Annotated in this window: 19 protein-coding genes; 12 read left to right on the top strand and 7 right to left on the bottom strand. The window is 68.4% G+C overall.

Annotated elements, in window-relative coordinates:
* Positions 1 to 14 precede the first annotated feature (14 nt).
* The 3 genes from AC5RVG_RS07835 to AC5RVG_RS07825 all read left to right on the top strand — a co-directional run bounded on the left by AC5RVG_RS07835 (position 15) and on the right by AC5RVG_RS07825 (position 3,206).
* Entirely contained in the window at positions 15 to 1,112 is a 1,098-nt protein-coding gene (locus AC5RVG_RS07835) for an alcohol dehydrogenase catalytic domain-containing protein (RefSeq protein WP_494013390.1), read from the top strand.
* A gap of 17 nt (positions 1,113 to 1,129) precedes the next feature.
* Positions 1,130 to 2,560: an APC family permease gene (locus tag AC5RVG_RS07830; protein ID WP_494013389.1), complete on the top strand. Its 1,431-nt coding sequence runs from the start codon at positions 1,130 to 1,132 to the stop codon at positions 2,558 to 2,560.
* Positions 2,561 to 2,762: 202 nt separating this feature from the next.
* Positions 2,763 to 3,206 carry a DUF4190 domain-containing protein gene (locus tag AC5RVG_RS07825; RefSeq protein WP_494013388.1) on the top strand — a complete coding sequence of 148 codons (444 nt, stop codon included), beginning with the start codon at positions 2,763 to 2,765 and terminating at the stop codon, positions 3,204 to 3,206.
* Between the two features lie 193 nt (positions 3,207 to 3,399).
* Here AC5RVG_RS07825 and AC5RVG_RS07820 read toward each other — a convergent pair whose 3' ends face one another.
* The 3 genes from AC5RVG_RS07820 to AC5RVG_RS07810 all read right to left on the bottom strand — a co-directional run bounded on the left by AC5RVG_RS07820 (position 3,400) and on the right by AC5RVG_RS07810 (position 7,174).
* Positions 3,400 to 4,893 carry a peptide MFS transporter gene (locus AC5RVG_RS07820; protein ID WP_494013387.1) on the bottom strand — a complete coding sequence of 498 codons (1,494 nt, stop codon included), beginning with the start codon at positions 4,891 to 4,893 and terminating at the stop codon, positions 3,400 to 3,402.
* A gap of 103 nt (positions 4,894 to 4,996) precedes the next feature.
* Complete coding sequence (locus AC5RVG_RS07815) at positions 4,997 to 6,379, bottom strand: amidase (RefSeq protein ID WP_494013386.1); 1,383 nt, start codon at positions 6,377 to 6,379, stop codon at positions 4,997 to 4,999.
* A gap of 51 nt (positions 6,380 to 6,430) precedes the next feature.
* Positions 6,431 to 7,174, bottom strand: a complete 744-nt coding sequence (locus AC5RVG_RS07810; RefSeq protein ID WP_494013385.1) for a Type 1 glutamine amidotransferase-like domain-containing protein — start codon at positions 7,172 to 7,174, stop codon at positions 6,431 to 6,433.
* A 131-nt stretch (positions 7,175 to 7,305) separates the two neighbouring features.
* Here AC5RVG_RS07810 and AC5RVG_RS07805 point away from each other — a divergent pair, with 131 nt between their 5' ends.
* The 3 genes from AC5RVG_RS07805 to AC5RVG_RS07795 all read left to right on the top strand — a co-directional run bounded on the left by AC5RVG_RS07805 (position 7,306) and on the right by AC5RVG_RS07795 (position 8,970).
* Complete coding sequence (locus AC5RVG_RS07805; protein ID WP_494001915.1) at positions 7,306 to 7,632, top strand: rhodanese-like domain-containing protein; 327 nt, start codon at positions 7,306 to 7,308, stop codon at positions 7,630 to 7,632.
* Positions 7,632 to 8,558, top strand: a complete 927-nt coding sequence (gene pheA / locus AC5RVG_RS07800) for a prephenate dehydratase (RefSeq protein ID WP_494013384.1) — start codon at positions 7,632 to 7,634, stop codon at positions 8,556 to 8,558. Before AC5RVG_RS07805 ends, pheA begins: the two co-directional genes overlap by 1 nt.
* Before the next feature lie 82 nt (positions 8,559 to 8,640).
* Positions 8,641 to 8,970, top strand: a complete 330-nt coding sequence (locus tag AC5RVG_RS07795) for a hypothetical protein (RefSeq protein ID WP_494013383.1) — start codon at positions 8,641 to 8,643, stop codon at positions 8,968 to 8,970.
* Positions 8,971 to 9,066: 96 nt separating this feature from the next.
* Here AC5RVG_RS07795 and AC5RVG_RS07790 read toward each other — a convergent pair whose 3' ends face one another.
* A complete protein-coding gene (locus AC5RVG_RS07790) occupies positions 9,067 to 10,161 on the bottom strand; it encodes a diacylglycerol/lipid kinase family protein (RefSeq protein WP_494013382.1) in 1,095 nt (364 codons plus the stop codon).
* A 98-nt stretch (positions 10,162 to 10,259) separates the two neighbouring features.
* Here AC5RVG_RS07790 and serS point away from each other — a divergent pair, with 98 nt between their 5' ends.
* Both serS and AC5RVG_RS07780 read left to right on the top strand, forming a co-directional pair.
* Positions 10,260 to 11,549, top strand: a complete 1,290-nt coding sequence (gene serS, locus AC5RVG_RS07785; RefSeq protein ID WP_494001919.1) for a serine--tRNA ligase — start codon at positions 10,260 to 10,262, stop codon at positions 11,547 to 11,549.
* Between the two features lie 187 nt (positions 11,550 to 11,736).
* The gene (locus AC5RVG_RS07780) at positions 11,737 to 12,579 is read left to right on the top strand and encodes an HAD family hydrolase (protein ID WP_494013381.1); all 843 of its coding nucleotides are present in this window, start codon (positions 11,737 to 11,739) and stop codon (positions 12,577 to 12,579) included.
* 94 nt (positions 12,580 to 12,673) lie between these two features.
* On the opposite strand, the gene AC5RVG_RS07775 is transcribed toward AC5RVG_RS07780, so the two are convergent.
* From AC5RVG_RS07775 to AC5RVG_RS07765, 3 genes are all read right to left on the bottom strand, one after another.
* On the bottom strand, positions 12,674 to 13,099 hold the full coding sequence (locus tag AC5RVG_RS07775) for a DUF1761 domain-containing protein (protein ID WP_494001921.1): 426 nt from the start codon (positions 13,097 to 13,099) through the stop codon (positions 12,674 to 12,676).
* Positions 13,100 to 13,200: 101 nt separating this feature from the next.
* A complete protein-coding gene (locus AC5RVG_RS07770) occupies positions 13,201 to 13,827 on the bottom strand; it encodes a hypothetical protein (protein WP_494013380.1) in 627 nt (208 codons plus the stop codon).
* A gap of 199 nt (positions 13,828 to 14,026) precedes the next feature.
* Complete coding sequence (locus AC5RVG_RS07765) at positions 14,027 to 14,512, bottom strand: inorganic diphosphatase (protein WP_494001923.1); 486 nt, start codon at positions 14,510 to 14,512, stop codon at positions 14,027 to 14,029.
* Positions 14,513 to 14,678: 166 nt separating this feature from the next.
* On the opposite strand from AC5RVG_RS07765, the gene dacB reads away from it, so the two are divergent.
* From dacB to hpt, 4 genes are all read left to right on the top strand, one after another.
* Positions 14,679 to 16,094, top strand: a complete 1,416-nt coding sequence (gene dacB / locus AC5RVG_RS07760) for a D-alanyl-D-alanine carboxypeptidase/D-alanyl-D-alanine endopeptidase (protein WP_494013379.1) — start codon at positions 14,679 to 14,681, stop codon at positions 16,092 to 16,094.
* Between the two features lie 191 nt (positions 16,095 to 16,285).
* Positions 16,286 to 17,449: a zinc-dependent metalloprotease gene (locus AC5RVG_RS07755; protein ID WP_494013378.1), complete on the top strand. Its 1,164-nt coding sequence runs from the start codon at positions 16,286 to 16,288 to the stop codon at positions 17,447 to 17,449.
* Positions 17,446 to 18,558, top strand: a complete 1,113-nt coding sequence (gene tilS / locus AC5RVG_RS07750) for a tRNA lysidine(34) synthetase TilS (protein ID WP_494013377.1) — start codon at positions 17,446 to 17,448, stop codon at positions 18,556 to 18,558. Before AC5RVG_RS07755 ends, tilS begins: the two co-directional genes overlap by 4 nt.
* Positions 18,559 to 18,573: 15 nt before the next feature.
* Positions 18,574 to 19,125: a hypoxanthine phosphoribosyltransferase gene (gene hpt / locus AC5RVG_RS07745; RefSeq protein ID WP_494001927.1), complete on the top strand. Its 552-nt coding sequence runs from the start codon at positions 18,574 to 18,576 to the stop codon at positions 19,123 to 19,125.
* Positions 19,126 to 19,197 lie beyond the last annotated feature (72 nt).

Below are 19,197 nucleotides of genomic sequence, written 5' to 3'. Positions count from 1 at the left end.
GAGAAAGGCCCTTCATGAAAGCTGCAGTGTTCCGCGATTCCGCGACACCCATCGTGGTCACCGACGTCGAGTTGGCCGATCCAGGCCCCGGGGAAGTACGTGTCAAGATCGCCGCGGCCGGTGTCTGCCACTCCGACCTGCATGTGAAGCGGGGCGAGTGGGACGCGGCCGTCCCCATGGTCATGGGCCACGAAGGGTCGGGCGTCGTGACCGCCATTGGGGAGGGTGTAACCAGTCTGTCTATGGGCGACCACGTGGTGCTGTCCTGGGTGCCGCCGTGCAATGAATGCCGTTACTGCAAGTCCGGGCACGAGGCCCGCTGCCAGGCCGTCGCCACGCTTGTGGCACCCAAGGGCGTGCTCCATGACGGCACATCCCGGCTGTCCAAGGATGGCGAGACCCTCCACCACTACCTTGGCGTTTCCTCCTTCGCGGAGGAGGCAGTGGTGCCGGCGTCGGGTGCCATCAAGGTGCGCGACGATGCTCCGCTGGACGTTATCGCCCTGGTGGGCTGCGCCGTCGCTACGGGTGTTGGCGCAGTAACCAATACTGCGGCCGTCGAGCCTGGTTCTACCGTCGTCGTGATTGGCTGCGGCGGCGTAGGGCTGTCGGTGGTGCAAGGGGCCAAGTTGGCCGGCGCCGAGCGCATCATCGCCATCGATGTCCGCGAAGAGAAGACCGCGCTGGCCATGCAGTTGGGTGCCACGGATCAAATCCATGTCAAGAAGGGCGACGCCGTCGAGCAACTCCGTGCGCTGGTGCCGGACGGGGTGGACTACGCCTTCGACGCCATCGGACAGACCGGCACCACCGAGCAAGCGATCGAGATGCTCGGCTTGGGCGGCGCGGCGGTCATCGTGGGGCTGCCGCCCACGGGCGCTCGCGCCTCGTTCGAGCCTCTGGTGCTGGCCGAGGCAGACCAGCGCATCCTCGGATCCAACTATGGCAGCGTCCGTCCATCGATTGACATCCCGGCCTTGGTGGACCGCTACATGGACGGCCTGCTCCAACTGGACCCGCTTGTTTCGTCCCGACGCCCCCTCGCCGAGGCCCCTCAGGCCCTGGAGGACCTGGAGAGCGGCAACGCTTTGCGGACCCTGCTCATCCCCTGACGATTCCAAGGAGAATCATGACAACCACTTTCAAACAGACCCGCCCCAAAGACGCCGGTCTGCGTCGCGGAGTGATGAGCACTCCGGAGCTCTTCGCCCAAGCCATCGCCAACATCGCACCGAGCGCGGTCATCGCGTTCACAGCGGCCGGAATCTACACCACTGCGAGCAACGGCACTATCCTCTCGTTCGCCCTCGCGACCATCGTGATCCTCTCGGTCGGCTACTGTATATCCCAGTTCGCCAAGCGCAACGCTTCGGCCGGCTCGCTGTATACCTATGTTTCGAAGAGCCTGGGCCCCTTTGGCGCCTATGTGACCGGCGTTGCACTGCTCATCGGTTGCTGGGGCATTGCTGCAGGCTCCCTAGGCGGCGCCGTGTCCTACTTCAACCAGTTCCTGAATCTGGTCGGTATCCCGGCGACCGGTGTGGTGACACAGATCGTCCTTGCCATCGTGCTGGGCGGCTTCGCCACGCTCTTCACCATTCGCGGGATTCGCCTCTCGGCCCGCGTCTCGCTGGTGCTCGAGCTGGTCTCGGTCGCCATCATCTTCATCCTGCTGGCGCTGGCATTGATATGGGCCGGTCCGCGGGCGTTTGATCCGGCTCAGTTCACCTTCGACGGGGCCAGCTTCCAAGGCGTAGCCGTCGGCATGGTGCTGGGTATCCTGGGCTTCGTCGGATTCTCTTCCGCCGACGCCCTGGGCCGCGAGGCGAAGAACCCCTACGTTGCCATTCCGCGCGCCATCATGTGGAGTGCCGCCGCTGTGGGCGTGCTGTACATTTTCTCCGCCTATACCCAAGTCGTCGTCCTCGGTGAGGGACTCGCCACGAGCGCCAGCCCCTTGGAGGAGATCGCCACCACTATCGGAATGCCTGCTTGGTTCGGACCTGTCCTGACCTTTGGCGTGGCCGCGTCCTTCTTCGCCGTCGTCGTGGCCCCGCTTAACGTCGTCGGTCGGATTTTTTACGTCATGGGCAAGGAGGGAGTCGCTCCGGAACGGTTTGGCCGTACCCACGAAAAGTTCTTGACCCCGCACCGCGTGCTGCTGGTCTTTGGCCCGGCGGCCATTCTGCTGGACATCATCCTGCTGCTCGCCCGGGTGCATCCGATGGACATTGTCGTCTGGGTCGACACTTACGGCACCTACGGCTACATGGTGGCCTACTCGCTTGTCGCGGTGGCCTGCATCATCTACACCCGCCGTGAAGGCATTCCAAACAAACTGGTGTGGGTTTGCGCCACAGTTGCGGTGGCCAACATGACTTTCGTCTTCTATGCGAACGTCTATCCGGTTCCGGCATTCCCGCTCAACATCATCCCGTACCTGTTCTTCGCCACCATCGCTGCGGCGTTGATTTGGTACAGGTGGCTAAGCAAAAAGCGCCCCGACGCCATTCGGAATATCGGCAAGACCGAGACGGACATTCTTGAGGGGGTCGGCTAACCACTGAGAAGTCGGGGGGCGGGCGGCCGGCTTGATGCCCGGCCGCCCGCCTTCGTTGACGAGGCGGGCGGGCGCCATCAGCACGGATCGGTGGCGGACTATGGATCCCGCCCGATAGGCTCCCGATCTTCCCGCGCGCCTAGACTGGTAGGTAGCACCGAAGCTGCGCAGCAGCGAATCAATCTCAGGGGGAATCAACAGTATGTCCGGCACGGAGAACAGGCCGCCCTTTAACGACCCGAAGCATCCGGGGTGGTACACCGATCCCAATGCGGGCCAGGCCTTGCCGCAGCCGCCGGCGCTGCCCGAGGCGGGGAACCCGTACTCCTACCAGCCCGGCCCCGGCGCGCAGCCGTATACCGGGCAGCAGCCGTACGGCGGACCGGACTACAACCAGCCGATGTACTACACGCCGCAGGTCGAGCCGAAGGGGCTGAGCATCGCGGCGCTGGTGCTGGGCATCGTCTCCGTGGTCACGTTCGGCTTCATGCTGGTCCCGCAGGTCCTGGCCATCGTGTTCGGCCACATCGCGCTGGGGAAGGAACCGGCCGGCCGCAGCATGGCGCTGGCCGGCCTGATCATGGGCTACGCGGTCACCGGCATCTGGTGCCTGCTGATCTTCATCGGCATCCTCGCCGGGGCGTAGGTCCGTCCGGCGCCTCGCTACGTCGCTGGTCGGCTTCACCAGCTTCCCCCGTCTACTATTCAGCACCGGCCCTGCTGAGCGCTCAAAAGGGCCGGAGCTGAAAGGCGGATGAGGAAAAGGCACCTTACGACGGCGATGCCCGGGCGGGAGTGAATCTCCGCCCGGGCATCGCCGTCGTCGTTAAGGTTCCGTCCTAGCGGATGCCGCCCATCAGCTTCTTCAGGGACGGCACGGCCGCGGCCAGGCCGACGCCGAGGATGATCGCCGTCACCCCGATGAAGCCGAAGTACGGGGCTTCATTCGCCGGGTCGTAGTAGCCGGCCAGGATGCCCGCCAGCGTGGTGCCCAGCGAGATGGAGAGCAGGAACAGCGCCACCATCTGGGTCTGGAAGGCCTTCGGCGCCAGCTTGGTGGACACCGAGGAGCCGGTCGGGGAGAGGAACAATTCCGCCATGGTGAACAGGAACAGGATTCCGACCATGGCCAGCAGCGGGGTGGAGTTGGCGCCGCCGCCGGTGAGCGGGATGAACGCCAGGAACGCCAGGCCCATCACGACCAGGCCCAGGGCGAACTTCAGCGGCGAGCTGGGCTGCTTGGGGCCGAGCTTGGTCCACAGGGCAGCGAAGATGCCGGCGAAGATGATGATGAAGACGGGGTTGATGGACTGCACCCAGCTGGCCGGCATTTCCCAGCCGCCCAGCGTGCGGTCCAGCTGCTTGTCCGCGTACAGGGCCACCACGGTGAACTGCTGCTGGAACAGCGCCCAGAACGCGGCGGAGGCGATGAACAGCGGGATGAAGGCGTAGACGCGCTTGCGCTCCACGGCGTCGACCTGCTTGCTGGAGAGGATCACCACGAAGTAGACCACGGCGGCGATGATCGCCAGCCAGGCCATGATCGGGGCCAGGTTCGAGGCGGTCACCAGGCCGAAGGCCACCAGCAGCACCATGACGACGACGGCGGCCACGGCCGCGGCGGCGACCTTGCCGTAGTTGCCCCGCGGCAGCGGGTTGGCCACATGGTGCGCGGCCTCGGGCAGGTTCTTGCGGGTCAGGGCGTACTGGGTGAGGCCGATGGCCATGCCCAGCGCCGCCAGGCCGAAGCCGTAGTGGAAACCAAGCTGCACCTGGGCCAGGCCGGTGAGCAGCGGGCCGAAGAGGCCGCCGATGTTCACGCCCATGTAGAAGATGGAGAAGCCGGCGTCGCGGCGGTCGTCCTTCAGGCTGTAGAGCGAGCCGACCAGCGAGCTGGCGGTGGCCTTGAGGCCGCCGGAACCGATGGCCACCAGGATCAGGCCGATGGCCAGCCCCACACCGCCCGGGATCAGGGCCAGCGCGATGTGGCCCAGCATGACCATGATGCCGGTGTAGAAGAGGACCTTCTCGGACCCCAGGATGCGGTCGGCCACCCATGCGCCGAGGATCGAGGAGAGGTACACGCCGCCGCCGTAGGCGCCCACCAGGCCGGTGGCGATTCCCTCGTCGATCCCGAGGCCGCCCTCGGCGACCGAGTAGTACATGTAGTAGAGCAGGATGCCCTGCATGCCGTAGAAGGAGAAACGCTCCCAGAGTTCTACGGAGAAAAGATTCGCCAGCATCCGTGGATGCCCGAAGAAGGTTTTGCCGGTTTGGGTGGACTGTTTTGTTGTTTCCGGCTGCGGATTCCCGGACTGCACGGTATTGCTCACGGTGTTCTATTCTGACAGTCCCCTACATGAAATGTCATATTCTGCGCCCGTGACCGGGCGGCGTGTTAATGCAAATCCGCAGGTCAGGCCGGGGTTGCAGGATTCATCGCACGCCCTCCAGCTGCGCGGCGGCGGCCAGCAGCATGGCCTCCGAGCCGGGCTTGCCGATCAGCTGGACGCCCATGGACAGGCCCTCCTCGGTGGTGCTGACGGGAACGGCGATCGCGGGCAGCCCGCACACGTTGACCAACGAGGTGTACGGCGAATACTGGCACTGGCGCATGTAGTCCACGTCTGCGCTGTTGGAGGTGTACCAGCCCACCGGCCGGGGGGTCTGGGCCAGCGCGGGCGTCAGAACCAGGTCGTAGCGGCCGAACTGTGCCCGGGTGTCGTCCTGGAAACGCGCCAGCGTGGCCAAGGCGTCCGGCAGCGCCTCCGGCCCGCGCTTCAGGGCGCGGCGGCGGAAGGAACGGGTGAGCGGCATGAGCTGCGGTTCGTGGCCGCCGGGCAGCTCCAGCCGGGCCAGGCCGGAGGTCCAGACCGTGGCAAACGCCTCCGGGTAGCGGTTGTCGTAGCGGATCTCCGCTTCGTCGAGCGCGTGGCCCATCCCCAGTAGCAGCTCCACCGCGGTATCCAACGCCTCGCGCGCCTCCGGCTCCAGCGACAGCGGGTAGGTGGACTCGAACGGAGAGTCGGTGCTGATGCCGATCCGAAAGCGCCCTTCGGCGCGAAGCGCGGCGGCCAGGAATCCGGGTTCCCCCGGGAAGGCCGCGCGGGCCAGCTGCTCGTCCGCCATGGCGTCCATCAACAGCCCGGCATCGGCCGCCGTGCGGGCCAGGGGCCCGGCGACCACCAGCCGGCCCGGGTCGTCTCCGATGCTGCCGGCCGGGAGCCGGCCGCGCCCCGGTTTCAACCCCACCAGCCCGGTGGCGGCCGCCGGAATCCGGACCGAGCCGCCGCCGTCCGAACCCGGGGCGAAGGGCAGCAGGCCGGCGGCCACGGCGGCCGCGCTACCGCCGGAGGAACCGCCCGGGCTCAGCGCCGGGTCCAGCGGGTTGCGGGCCGGCGGCGCCACACGGTTCTCGCTGTAGGAGGTCAGGCCGAATTCGGGGACCTGGGTCTTGCCGAGGCTGATGCTGCCGGCGGATTCGAGGACGTCCACCAAGGGGTGGTTGGCCAGGGCGGGCCGATGCTCCAGGGCCGCGCTGCCGTGGGTGGTCGGGACGCCGGCCACGTCCGTGAGGTCCTTGTAGGCCACCGGCAGGCCGTGCAGCCGGCCCAGGGTCCCGCCGCGTGCCTGATGGTCGTCCGCGGCGCGTGCCTGCTTGAGCGCCTGGTCGGCGGTGACGGTGACGAAGGCGCCGAGCCTGGGATTCAGGGCATCGATGCGCTGGAGGTAATGCTCCGTCAGTTCGAGGGCGGACAGTTCGCCGCGGGCCACGGCGTCGCGCTGGGCGACGGCCGTCAAGTCATGCAAAGCAGTCATCGCCCGTAAGCGTAGCCCCGCCCGGCGGTGCGGGCTAATCCGCGCGCCGGGTCAGCCGAGGAACCTGGTGTCGATCGGTTCCTCCACCGCGATGGCGTCGGGCCCGTCCCCGGCCTGGGCTGTCACGCGGTAGGCGAGTTTCCCGTCGGTCTCGCTGACCGCCTCGGCCAGTTGGGTGCCGTGGTAGACCAGTCCGACGCCGTCATCGGTGCAATGCGTTTCGCCCAGGATGCCGTCCGCCACGAGCCGGTGCACCAACGGCCGGCGCTGCGGTTCCGAGTCGTAGTGGACGCCGTTGTCGTAGGGCAGCAACGCCAGCCCGTTCGTGACCGGCCGCAGCTCGGGGCCGAAGGAGTCGGTGGTGCCGCCACGGAACCAGCAAATGGAACCGGCGGAGACCCCTGCCAGCACCACGCCGGCCTGCCAGACCCGCCTGAAAATGGCGTCCAGGCCGTGGACCCGCCACACCGCCAGCAGGTTCGCCACCGAACCGCCGCCCACCCACACCACATCCTGGCCCAGCAGGTGTTCCTCGATGTCCGCCACATTGGGCATGGTGAACAAGTTCAGATGGCTCAGGCCGTAACCGGCAACCCTGGCCGCCTCGTCCAGCTCGGCCTGCAGCCAGCGCTGGTCGCCGCCGGCGGTGCCCACGTGGACCAGCCGCGGTGCACGCCCCGTGGGCCCCGCCAGTTCGACGGCGTGGTGCACCAGGTGGTGGAACGCGATCCGGCTGCGAACGCCGGCCGTGATTCCGCCGGACGTAGCAAGGATGGTCGGCTGGTCTGCGGCCATGGGTGCCCCTGTCTCATTACGGTGCGGCGGACGATCCCACTATAGGCTTGGAAAGGGGGCAAATCGCGGGTACGCCCGGAGCAGGAATTCACCAGCGGCGGCACGGCCCGCCGCGGATTACGGAGGTTGCCATGAGCGATATCGAGAATGTGGATGTCAACAGCATCGGCGGCGACGCCACCATTCTGGACGTGCGCGAAGACTATGAATGGGAAGCCGGACACATTGCGGGCGCCGTGCACATCCCGCTCAACGAGCTGCCGCTGCGCCTGGAGGAACTGGACCCCGATGTGGACCTGCATGTGGTGTGCCGCAGCGGCGGTCGGTCCTTCCGGGCCACCGAATGGCTGAACGGGAACGGGTACTCGGCGGTGAACGTCGACGGCGGGATGGGTGCCTGGCTGGATGCCGGCAAACCGATCGTCTCGGAGAACGGGCAGGAGCCCCGGGTCCAGTAATGGCAGGCGTCTACACCTTCCTGGGGCCGGAGGGAACCTTCACCGAGGCCGCCCTCCTCCAGGTTCCCGGGGCGGCTGCCGCGCGCCGGATTCCGGCCGCGAGTGTCGACGCCGCCGTGGACGCCGTTCGCGCGGGCGAAGCCGGCGCGGCCATGGTCCCGATCGAGAACTCGGTCGAGGGCGGCGTCAGCGCCACGCTGGATGCCATCGCGGGAGGCGAGCCGCTGCGCATCATCGGCGAGGAACTCGTGCCCATCCGCTTCGTGCTGGCGGTCCGGCCCGGAACCGAGCCCGACGACGTCGCGGTGGTGTCCACCCATCCGCATGCCTGGGCGCAATGCCGTGCCTGGGCCGCTGCGAACATTCCCCAAGCGGAATATCTGCCGGCGTCCTCGACGGCGGCGTCCGCGGTGGGACTGCTGGAGCCCGGGGCCGGCTACGAGGCGGCGATCTGCTCGCCGCTGGTGGCCCGGCAGCGCGGGCTGCGCGTGCTCGCCGAGGATATCGGCGATATTCCGGACGCCGTCACCCGGTTCATTCTGGTGAGCCGCCCCGGTGTCCTGCCCGCTCCGACCGGCGCCGACAAGACCACCCTGGTGGTCCCGCTGCCGCAGGACCGTCCGGGGGCGCTGGGGGCAATCCTGGAACAATTTTCCAGCCGGGGCGTGAACCTGAGCCGGATCGAGTCCCGCCCCACCGGCCAGTTTTTGGGAGATTATTTCTTCAGCCTCGATGCCGAAGGCCACCTCGCCGAGGAGCGGGTGGCCGACGCCGTCCGCGGGTTGCACCGGATCAGCCCCGGCATCCGGTTCTTGGGCTCCTACCCGCGCGCCGACCGCCGCGGACTGACTGTTCCGCGCCGCAACCAGGACGAGGCATTCCGGGAGGCCGACCGCTGGGTGCAGGACCTGCTGTCGGCCCGCTGACCGGCCCTGCCGGACTGTCGACCCGCGGTTATGGTCAGTATGCTGAGGAAAACCGCACCTGCGAACCAAGGATCGGAGCACCATGACGCAGCAGAACGACAGGGACCAGTACCAGGACGGGGAGCCGACGCCGGTGGAGGCGCTCAACCAGACTCCGAGTGAAAATCGCGCGGGCGACCTGGGGGACCAGGGCAACGACCTGCGCTTCGCCGAGGAGCAGCAGTTGATCGACCAGCAGGCGGCCGGCGAATTCCCGGTTCCCCGGGACGAAGACCTGCAGCAGCCGGATGCGGATGTCCCGGCGCTCGAAGCAGACGAACAACCCATCGACGTTCCGGGCGAGGAACTGCACAACACCGACCGGGCCGATGCCAGCGACGATCCGCTCAACACCGGGGGCGACGACACGTAAACATCTCCGTTCCGGGCGGCCGCCGGCCCAGGTGGCCGCCCGGCCGCTGCAGGCCCAAGCCCGCCGGCCCAGGTGGCCGCCCGGGCGCGGCAGGCCCTAGTCGGCCACCTGGTGGCTGCCGGCGGAGGGGAGCGACTCGGTGCGCACCGCCAGCGACCGCGGCCTGACCTGGACGGTCAGTGACGTGACCGGCCCGGAGGGATCGCCGTCGAGCTGGCTTCCCATCGGCTCGTGCGCCGTGATGCGGACCTTCCGCCCGCGGTGGTACTCGATCACGGGAATCGGCGCGCTGTGCCGCACCAGCGTCTTGGCGGCAATCCACAACCAGCCGATCGCGCTGCGCGGACTGAGCACCACGATGTCCAGTTCGCCGTCGTCGATTTCCGCGGTGGGGATGAAATCGATCCCCGCCGGCAACTTCCCGCAGTTGGCCAGCAGGACGCTGCGGACGCGGCGGGGACGGGCGGGCCCATCGTCGATGCTGACCATGACACGCTCCCGCTGGCCGGCAAGGTGGCGGACGCCGGCTTCGGAATAGGCCATCCAGCCGAACCGGCGCTTCAGGTCGTCGCGGGTGTCGGCCAAGACATCCGCATCCACGCCGATGCCGGCGATCACCAGGAAGCTGTCCTGCGACCGTTCGCCGGTCGCCTCGTTCTCCAAGATGATGTCGGCGGTGTCGATCTTGCGGATGATCCCGTGCAGCGCCACATGGATGTTGGTCCGCAGGGCCGCCGGATCCAGACCCAGATTGCGGGCCAGCAGGTTGCCGGTGCCCAGCGGCAGCACCCCCATCGGCACCTGGGTGCCGGACAATTCCGAGGCCACCACCCGGATCGTGCCGTCTCCGCCGCCGGCGATCACCACGTCCGCACGCTCGGCGATGGCCCGCCTGGCCTGTCCGTGGCCCGGGTCCTCGGGCGTGGTTTCCAACACCAAGGGCGGGCTCCAACCGGCCGCCGCGCAGGCTGCCTCCACCTCGCGGCGGGCCTCGTCGGCCGAGTTCTTGGCCGGGTTCAGGATGAAGACCACGCGCTGGTCGGGCAGGCCCGGGGAAGGCGCAAGGGCGGCCGGCACCGCTGTCCGGCGGCGCCCCAGCATGCCGCGAAGGCCCGGCCATCCCACCGCCAAGGCGGCCACCGCTAGCAGGATGATGAGGGCGGGCATCCATTCGGCAGTCATGTTGGTCATAGACTATCCAGCCCCGCCGCTTTGGCCCATTGAGGCCCGCTACCGGCTGCGGCGGGCGCGGAGCGAGGCCGGAAAGCCTTTTTCGGTACCCTTAGCAGGTGATCGATGTAAACGAACTCCGCGCCAATCCAGAGATTTTCCGTGCCTCCCAACGCGCCCGGGGCGCCGACGAGTCGGTGGTCGATGCCGTGATCGCCGCCGATACGGCCCGCCGGGAAGCGATCAACCGTTACGAGGGACTGCGCGCCGAACAGAATCTCTTCGGCAAGAAGGTGGCCCAGGCCACGGGCGGGGAGAAGGCAGAGCTCCTGGCCCAGGTCAAGGAGTTGGCAGCATCGGTCAAGGAAGCCCAGGCCGCGTCGGATGCCGCCCGGAACCAGCAGGAATCGCTGCTGCGCAGCATCCCCAACCGGATCGAAGACGGCGTTCCCGCCGGCGGCGAGGACGACTTCACGGTGCTCAAGACGGTCGGCGAGCCCCGGGACTTCGCCCGGGACGGGTTCGAGCCGAAGGACCACCTGGCCATCGGCGAGCTGATCGGTGCCATCGACATGGAACGCGGGGCCAAGGTTTCGGGCTCCCGCTTCTACTTCCTCAAGGGCGTGGGCGCCCGGCTGGAGATTGCCCTGATGAACATGGCGCTGGACCAGGCCGTGTCCAACGGCTTCATCCCCATGATCACCCCCACCCTGGTCCGCCCCGAAACCATGCAGGGGACCGGCTTCGATGTGGAGCACGACGACGAGATCTACCGGCTGGAACGGGACAACCTGTACCTCACGGGCACCTCGGAGGTGGCGCTCGCGGGCTACCACGCGGACGAGATCCTGGACCTGTCCGCCGGGCCGACGCGCTACGCCGGCTGGAGCTCCTGCTACCGCCGTGAGGCCGGGGCCGCCGGCAAGGACACCCGGGGCATCATCCGCGTGCACCAGTTCAACAAACTGGAAATGTTCATCTACTGCCAGGTCGAGGAGGCCGCCGACGAGCACGCCCGCCTGCTCGCCTGGGAAGAAGAAATGCTGGCCAAGGTGGAACTGCCCTACCGGGTGATCGACACCGCTGCGGGAGACCTCGGCATGAGCGCGGCCCGCAAGTTCGACTGCGAGGCCTGGGTGCCCACCCAGGAGGCCTACCGGGAGCTGACGTCCACCTCCAACTGCACGACCTTCCAGGCCCGCCGGTTGAACATCCGTGAGCGCCAGGCTTCGGCGGACGGCGAAAAGAAGGGCACGAGGGCGGTGGCCACCCTGAACGGGACCCTTGCCACCACGCGCTGGATCGTCGCCATCCTGGAGCACCACCAAAACGCCGACGGCTCCGTGAATGTGCCTGCCGCGCTGCGGCCCTACCTGGGCGGCATGGACGTCCTTCCGGTGCTCTCCTAGCTCGCCGTTCCGCCCCGCCGGCGGCACTGCGGTGCCGTCGCGGCGGGGCCGCATTCACCGGCGCTTCATTCGCCCGTAGAAAATTTCCTACCCGCGTGTCTGCCGCCCATGTTTGACTAGGGACATGACAACTACAGCTGACAAGGCTAACGCTGGCATCGACGACCAGCGGATTGCTACGAAAGATATGACAAACGATAAAAACGAAGCCCGGCGCCACAACTTCGTGGAGAACGGGTCCCGCAAACTCGTGGCGCTGGATGTGGACGGCACCCTGGTCAACCACGACGGCCACATGAGCGATGCCGTGCGCGAAGCAGCGCGCGCCGTCGTCGACGCCGGCCACGAGGTGGTCGTCTCCACCGGACGGTCCCTGAATGCAACGCTGCCGATCATCCAACTGATCGGCGTCACCAAGGGGTACGCCGTCTGCTCCAACGGCGGTGTCACCCTTCGGATCGACACGTCGCTGGAGGACGGCTACGAGGTGATCGACCGGGTGACGTTCAACCCCGGACCGGCCCTGCGGGTGATGCGGTCCAAGCTGCCCACCGCCAAGTTTGCGCTCGAGGACGAAGAGGGCAATTTCCTGGCCACGGAGCGCTTTCAGGACGCCAGCTTCGGCATCGAGGCCAAGGGCGTCGACTTCGAGGCGCTGCTGGAGTCCACGGCCGTGCGCGTGGTGGTCTCCAGCGCCGAAAACACTCCCGAGGAGTTCAAGGAAGCCATCGACACGGCGGGGCTCAAGGGCGTGACGTACTCGGTGGGCTGGACCGCGTGGCTGGACATCGCGGCCAACGGCGTGACCAAGGCCAGCGCGCTGGAATCCCTGCGCCGGAAGCTGGACGTCGAGCCGTCGCATACCGTCGCCATGGGCGATGGCCGCAACGACATCGAAATGCTGGACTGGGCCGCCCGGGGCGTCGCGATGGGACAGGCGCCCGAGGAGGTCCTGGCCGTCGCCCACGAGGTCACGGGAACCGTCGAGGAAGACGGGGCAGCAGTCGTGCTGCGCAGCCTGCTGGACTGAGGCGTGCCCGTCTGATCCACCCGGAGGAGGTGCCCGGGTGAATCCCGGGCACACCTGTTGCCGCCGGCTGCCTCGATAGTGGGGGCTGCGGTTCTCAGGCTCCGCTGATCCCGAAGAGGCCGATGACCAGTGCCATGACCAGGAACGTCACGAGTTCGTGCACGATGTTCAGGACGGTCAGTCCGACCGGTCGGCCCTCGAAGGCATCGTGCGTGGCGAAGCGGGCGGCGGTGAAGCCGGCCCAGAGGATGATGGCGGTCAGCACCGTGTTCCACAGGAAGTTGCCGCCGTAGAAATCCTGCGCGATGGCCGCCGAACCCGCCAGCACCCACGCGCTGATCAGGCTGACGATCACCGTGATGATGATCGGGCGTACGGCGCTTTTGCCGTCGCCGGGGCTGACGTTGGCGACCCTCATCCAGTAGTTGCCGAAGACCTTCGGCGTGTACCAGACAGATCCGACGATCAGGGTCGAAAGGGTGGCCACGATGACCGCCCAAATGTTGATCTCCGGAACCATATTGAACACTCCTTTTGTCGTTGACCCGCGGGCGGAGGCGGGCGCCGTCTCCCTCGGAGTCTAGACGCCGCCCGCCGGTATTGCCGTAGCTTCCGGGGCCGTCAGCGCGGCGGGGCGACGGCGGCCGGGGAGGCGGGCCCGTGGACAAGGTCCAGCAGCCGGGCGGCGGCCGGACGGCAGTCCCACTCCTCCACCCAGTGCGAGCGGACCACCGCCTTGCTCACGGCCTGGCTGGTGATGCCCAGTTCTTCTGCAACGTACTTTTGCTGGCCGCGCGCTCCCGGCGTCATCAGGTCGAGCACCTTCCACTCCGCGTCGGTGCGAGTGGCGACGATTTGGCCGATGAGCCGCAGCACGGCTTCTGCTTCCGCGGCGACCTCAGCATCGGGCCCGGACACGGCCAGCGGAACGCGCTCGCCGGTTTTCCGGGCCCGGTTCACCGCGCGCCGTGCGTAGACCAGGCCGTGCCCTTCGGCGTCCTTGATGTCCTCCGGAAGCGGCGGCCGCAGTTCGCCCACGCCGATTCCCACATGCCAGCGCCGGCCGCGCAGCGCGATCAGGGCCGCGTCGATGGCCGTGGACGGCTTCTCGACCGCGCCGATCGCTTCGTCGCCGACAGACCGCTGAAAGGGGATCGCCGCGGGCAGGTGGCGCAGCGACCTGATCAGGGCGGGCACCTGGTCGCCCGCCTCGCGGGAATCGCGCTGGTTGATGGTGAGCACGTACATGGCACCAGTATTGCGCCCGTCCGGGCAGGAACAACCGATTCCGGTTGGCGGGTGTGTCCTGCCGCCGGTCGCCCCGGGGAAGGCAAAAGCGGCCCGGACCTGAAAGGTCCGGACCGCCGTCGCTGTTCCCGCCGGTTTCGGGCGGCAAGGCTCGGTTCAGGCCGGGCGTGGCTGCCCGGCCGTTCGTCGCCGGTTGGCCTTAGCCCTGGGCGGCGAAGCGCCGGATGGAGGCTTCCAGTTCGGCCTCGGCGGCGGCGCGGTCGGCCCAGCCCTCGGCCTTGACCCACTTGCCAGGCTCCAGGTCCTTGTAGCGGGTGAAGAAGTGCTCGATTTCCTTGACGAGGAACTCCGGCACGTCGGACAGCTCCTGGATGTGGTCGAAGCGCTTGTCGGCCGGAACGCACAGCACCTTGGCGTCGCCGCCGCCGTCGTCGGTCATGTTGAAGACGGCGATGGGGCGGGATTCGACGACGACACCGGGCAGCAGGTCGTAGTCCTGCAGCATGACCATCGCGTCCAGCGGATCGCCGTCTTCGCCCAGCGTGTCCTCGAAGAAGCCGTAGTGGGTGGGGTACTGCATGGACGTGAACAGCACCCGGTCCAGGCGGAGGCGGTGGGTCTCATGGTCGATTTCGTACTTGACGCGCGAACCCTTGGGGATCTCGATGGTGACGTCATGCTGCATGGCTTCGCTCCTTGGAGACGTTCGGAAAATTGGCTTCGGCGCCGCCGATGCACGGCCGTGGCCCGGCGCCGGACTACGCTTAACGATATAGGTCTTGCCCTTCCGTACCGGCATCGGGGTTGGCGCGGGGCGTTCCCAACACTTCAAGATCCTCAGGAGGGGCAGCATGGGGCGTGGCTTCCGCGTGCTCACCTCCGGGCTGCTGGCAGTCGTCTTCGCCGTGCTGGCCGTGCCCGCCGCCCTGAACCTCGGCCAGGCCATCGATTGGCCGGAGCCGGAGCCGGTTATCAGCACCCCTGCGGCGCAATTGCCGCCCACCGAGCTGGCGGAGCCGCAGCCGCTCAAGCCGGCCGGCGAGGCGCCGGTGCCGGATCCGGCCGTGCTGGATGCGGCCCTGGACCGGGCCTTGGCGTTCGACGGCGCCGGCGGGTTCACGGGGATCGTCACCGACGCGGCCAGCGGCGACGTGCTGTACGACGAGGCAGCCGGCGAGCCGCTGGTGCCGGCATCCAACCTGAAGCTGCTGACCGCCGTCGCCGCCCTGGACACCATCGGTGCCGGCCACCGGTTCACTACCTCGGTCAAGCGCGGCGGCACGCCGGGCGTGGTCTACCTGGTCGGCGGCGGGGATGCCTTGCTGGGGGCCGGGGAATCCAAGCCCGGCGCGGTCTGGGGCGAAGCCGGGCTGGCAACGCTGGCAGCCGAAGCGGCCGGTCAGCTGGCCGCCGACGGGTACACCGGTGAACTCTCGGTGGCGGTGGACGATTCCCTCTACTCCGGGGCCGTCATCAGCGCCGCCTGGGACCCGGGCGACGTGAAGAACGGCGAAATTTCCGCCGTATACCCGCTCGCCCTGTACGCCGGGCGGGAACAGGCCGACGGCGGCGGCGACCTGGTGGCCGACGCCGCCGCGCTGGCCGGGGCGGCGTTCCGCGACGCGCTGGCCGAAGCCGTGGCCGGGCAGGGACTCACGGTGAAGGCCGCGGTGGCACGGGAAGCGGCACCGGCTGACGCGGACGTGTTGGCCGAGGCGGATTCCGCGCCGGTGGCCGACCAGGTGGCCTACATGATGCAGCATTCGGACAACTACGTGGCGGAGGTCCTCGCGCGCAACACGGCCGTGGCGGCGGGCAAGCCCGGCTCCTTCGCGGGCGGCACCGAAGCCATCCGCGAGGCGGCGGGCCTTGCGGGCATTCCCGTGGAGGGCATGGTGCTCGCCGATGCCAGCGGGCTGTCCATGGACAACCGGGTCAGTCCTGCCCAGCTGGCCGCGGCGGTCAGGCTGATGGCCTCCTCCGAGGACGCGGACCTGCGGGCCGGGATCGGTTCCCTGCCGGTCGCTGGCTTGACCGGCACCCTGTCCGGGCGCTACCTGGAAAACAACCCCGCCGGCGCCGGGCTGGTCCGGGCCAAGACCGGCACCTTGAACACCGTGACGTCGCTCAGCGGCTATGTGGCCAGCGCCGACGGACGCCTGCTGGTTTTCGCCTTCGTGGCCAACGGACTGAAAGGCTCGACCGACGCCGCGCGCGTGGCCGCCGACCGGGCGGCGACCGTGCTGGCCGGCTGCGGCTGCCGCTGAGCCCCGGCCGCCGGAACCCGCGGCCGACGGCCTCCCTTCCGCCGGACCCGGCTGCTGAGCCCCGGCCCGGAACCCCGGCCGCCGGCCCACCCTTCCGCCGGACCCGGCTGCTGATCCCCGGCCGGGGAGCCGCTTCAATCGATGCCCGCCGGTAGTGACCGGTTCGCCGCTGATGTGATCTGATGGGACGCATGGACAGTAGCGCACCGACCCCCAGTGAATCCGGCGCCACCCCAGGCCCCGCCCCGCGGTTGGTCAACTGGGAACTGGCCGCGTCCACGGCAGCCACGCTGACCCCCGCCGGCCCCCGGATGAAGGCCGCGGAAATGCGCGCCGCCGTGGCCGAGATGCGCCGGCTGGCGGAAGAGTCGGTGGACCACGTGCACCGCATCACCGGGTTGGAGGCCGCCCGCGACCTGCGCGACTCCGATGTGCTGATCGTGGACCGCGCCGCCTGGTCCAGGGCAAACGCCCGCAGTTTCGAGGTCATGCTGGCCCCGGCCATCGCCGCACTCGCCGAAAAGCGCCCGGATCAGCTCAAGAACGCCACCACGGCCGTGGGCAGCGTGCTCACCGGCACCCAGATGGGCGCCATCCTCTCCTTCCTCTCCAGCAAGGTGCTGGGCCAGTACGACCCCTTCTGCTCCCTGTTGCCCGGGGGCCCGGCCGCCGGGCGGCTGATGCTGGTGGCGCCGAACATCGTGACCGTGGAGCGGGAACTGAATGTGGTGCCCGCCGACTTCCGCCTCTGGGTGTGCCTGCACGAGCAGACCCACCGGGTGCAGTTCGCCGCGGCCCCCTGGCTGCGCGACCACATGATGGAGCAGATCGGCGGGCTGTCGTCCTCGCTGGTGGAAAAGGCGGACACCCTCGGCGAGCGGCTGCAGCAGACGGTCAAGGCGGCCGTCGCCGCGGCCAGGGACAGCGGAAAGGACGACGGCGGAGGGCCGGGTTCGTCGTTGAAGGGTTCCCTGCTCGATCTGATTCAGGGGCCGGAAGAGAAGGCCGTCTTCTCCCACCTGACCGCTGTGATGAGCCTGCTGGAGGGCCACGCCAACGTGGTGATGGACGCGGTCGATTCCTCGCTGGTCCCAACGGTCAAGACCATCCGCCAACGTTTCAACGCGCGCGGCAAGAGCCGCGGCGCGCTGGAAAACTGGATCCGCAAACTCATGGGCCTCGATGCCAAGGCCCGGCAGTACTCCGACGGCGCCAAGTTTGTCCGTGCGGTGACCCGGCAGATCGGCATGGAGGGTTTTAACCAGGTGTGGGAGCGTCCCGAAAACCTGCCCACGGAAGAGGAGATCCACCACCCCGACCTGTGGGTCAGCCGGATGGACCTCAGCCGCGCATGAGCGGTGTTGCAGCGGACCGGCGCAAGCCCCGGTTGCATCCGCGGGTGGCAGACGCCCGGCACCAGCTGCGCCAGGCGCTGGAACAGTTCGGTCCGCCGGCAGCGACCGCCGGGGGCGCCGAACCGCAGCTGTTGCTGGTGGCCTGCAGCGGGGGAGCGGATTCGCTGGCCCTGGCCGTCGCGGCGGAATTCTTCAACCGTCCGGCCCGCAACGGTGTCCGTCCCTATCGGGTGGGGGCCGTCGTCGTCGACCATGGCCTGCAACAGGGCAGCGCGGCGGTGGCCGAGGGTGCCCGGCTGCAGCTCGAAACGCTGGGGCTGGCCCCGGTCCAGGTCCGCCGGGTGGCCGTGGAATCGGCCGGCATGGGACCGGAGGCGGCCGCCAGGACGGCACGCTACGCGGCGCTGGATGCCGCCGCGGCGGAACTCGGGGCCGCGGCGGTGCTGCTGGGGCACACCCTGGACGACCAGGCCGAGCAGGTACTGCTGGGCCTGGGCCGCGGCTCGGGCACGCGGTCGTTGGCCGGCATGCCCGTGAAGCGGGGCCCGTATCTGCGCCCGTTCCTGTCGCTGCGCCGGCAAGACACCGAGGAGGTGTGCGCGGTTGCCGGGCTGCAGCCCTGGCACGACCCCGCCAACAGTGATCCGCAGTACATGCGCTCCCGCATTCGGATGCGGGTGATGCCGTTCCTGGAGGACGAGATGGGTCCCGGCGTCGCCCAGGCGCTGTGGCGGTCGGCACAGATTCTGGCCGCCGACGCTGACTACCTGCAGGCACAGGCGGCCGAGGAATACCGCCGGCTGCGGGTGGTCACACCGGACGGGCTGGAGCTGCCACGGGAAGGCATGGAACAACTCCCGGCCGCCATGAAGCACCGCGTGCTCGCCCTGGCCGCCGCCGAACTGGGCGGCGAAAACCCCAGCTACGAACGGCTGCTGGCGGCCGAATCGCTGCTGCGCCGCCAAGGCTCGGCCGGCCCGGTGCAGCTGGCCGGATTCGTCAGTGTCTACCGCCGGACTGCTGCCAACGCGGTTCACCAAGATGGCACCGGCTATGGCAATCTTGTGTTGAGAACAACTGGCCGCAGCCCCGGCCAGACAGACCGCTAGACCCGGGAGCATGTGGTGGATTCCAACGACGTCCAGGCAGACCTCAAGCACGTCCTCTACACCAAGGAGCAGATCCAGCAGCGCGTCGCCGAGCTGGCTGCCGAAATCGACAGGGACTATGAAGGGCGCGACCTGTTGATCGTCGGCGTCCTCAAGGGCGCGGTGATGGTCATGGCGGACCTGGCCCGGGCACTGCACAGCCACGTCAAGATGGACTGGATGGCCGTATCCTCCTACGGCTCCGGCACCCAGTCCTCCGGCGTCGTGCGGATCCTGAAGGACCTCGAGACGGACTTGATGGGCAAGCACGTGCTCATCGTGGAGGACATCATCGACTCCGGCCTCACCCTGTCCTGGCTGAAGACCAACCTGATTTCGCGCGGCCCGGCCAGCGTGGAAATCTGCACCCTGCTGCGCAAGCCCGACGCCGCCAAGGTGGAAATCGACGTCAAGTACGTCGGCTACGAGATCCCGAACGAATTCGTGGTGGGCTACGGGCTGGACTACGCCGAGCGCTATCGCAACCTGGACTTCATCGGCACCCTGGCACCGCACATCTACGAATAACCGCCGCACCGTCCGCCGCAGGCTAGGCTACGCCCAGAGGGAACTAATGCCCTCCCTTGAGCGTGAAGGAAG

The sequence above is a fragment of the Arthrobacter senegalensis genome (genome assembly GCF_059091765.1).
The sequence above is the reverse complement of the archived record's forward strand: the minus strand, read 5'-3'. Positions and strand labels throughout refer to the sequence as shown.

What these genes read in the sequence shown, in the direction of transcription:
- AC5RVG_RS07835 (WP_494013390.1), top strand. Translation starts at nt 15, where the DNA reads ATGAAAGCTGCAGTGTTCCGCGATTCCGCGACACCCATCGTGGTCACC.
- AC5RVG_RS07830 (WP_494013389.1), top strand. Translation starts at nt 1,130, where the DNA reads ATGACAACCACTTTCAAACAGACCCGCCCCAAAGACGCCGGTCTGCGT.
- AC5RVG_RS07825 (WP_494013388.1), top strand. Translation starts at nt 2,763, where the DNA reads ATGTCCGGCACGGAGAACAGGCCGCCCTTTAACGACCCGAAGCATCCG.
- AC5RVG_RS07815 (WP_494013386.1), bottom strand. Translation starts at nt 6,379, where the DNA reads ATGACTGCTTTGCATGACTTGACGGCCGTCGCCCAGCGCGACGCCGTG.
- AC5RVG_RS07810 (WP_494013385.1), bottom strand. Translation starts at nt 7,174, where the DNA reads ATGGCCGCAGACCAGCCGACCATCCTTGCTACGTCCGGCGGAATCACG.
- AC5RVG_RS07805 (WP_494001915.1), top strand. Translation starts at nt 7,306, where the DNA reads ATGAGCGATATCGAGAATGTGGATGTCAACAGCATCGGCGGCGACGCC.
- pheA (WP_494013384.1), top strand. Translation starts at nt 7,632, where the DNA reads ATGGCAGGCGTCTACACCTTCCTGGGGCCGGAGGGAACCTTCACCGAG.
- AC5RVG_RS07795 (WP_494013383.1), top strand. Translation starts at nt 8,641, where the DNA reads ATGACGCAGCAGAACGACAGGGACCAGTACCAGGACGGGGAGCCGACG.
- AC5RVG_RS07790 (WP_494013382.1), bottom strand. Translation starts at nt 10,161, where the DNA reads ATGACCAACATGACTGCCGAATGGATGCCCGCCCTCATCATCCTGCTA.
- AC5RVG_RS07780 (WP_494013381.1), top strand. Translation starts at nt 11,737, where the DNA reads ATGACAAACGATAAAAACGAAGCCCGGCGCCACAACTTCGTGGAGAAC.
- AC5RVG_RS07775 (WP_494001921.1), bottom strand. Translation starts at nt 13,099, where the DNA reads ATGGTTCCGGAGATCAACATTTGGGCGGTCATCGTGGCCACCCTTTCG.
- AC5RVG_RS07770 (WP_494013380.1), bottom strand. Translation starts at nt 13,827, where the DNA reads ATGTACGTGCTCACCATCAACCAGCGCGATTCCCGCGAGGCGGGCGAC.
- AC5RVG_RS07765 (WP_494001923.1), bottom strand. Translation starts at nt 14,512, where the DNA reads ATGCAGCATGACGTCACCATCGAGATCCCCAAGGGTTCGCGCGTCAAG.
- dacB (WP_494013379.1), top strand. Translation starts at nt 14,679, where the DNA reads ATGGGGCGTGGCTTCCGCGTGCTCACCTCCGGGCTGCTGGCAGTCGTC.
- AC5RVG_RS07755 (WP_494013378.1), top strand. Translation starts at nt 16,286, where the DNA reads ATGGACAGTAGCGCACCGACCCCCAGTGAATCCGGCGCCACCCCAGGC.
- tilS (WP_494013377.1), top strand. Translation starts at nt 17,446, where the DNA reads ATGAGCGGTGTTGCAGCGGACCGGCGCAAGCCCCGGTTGCATCCGCGG.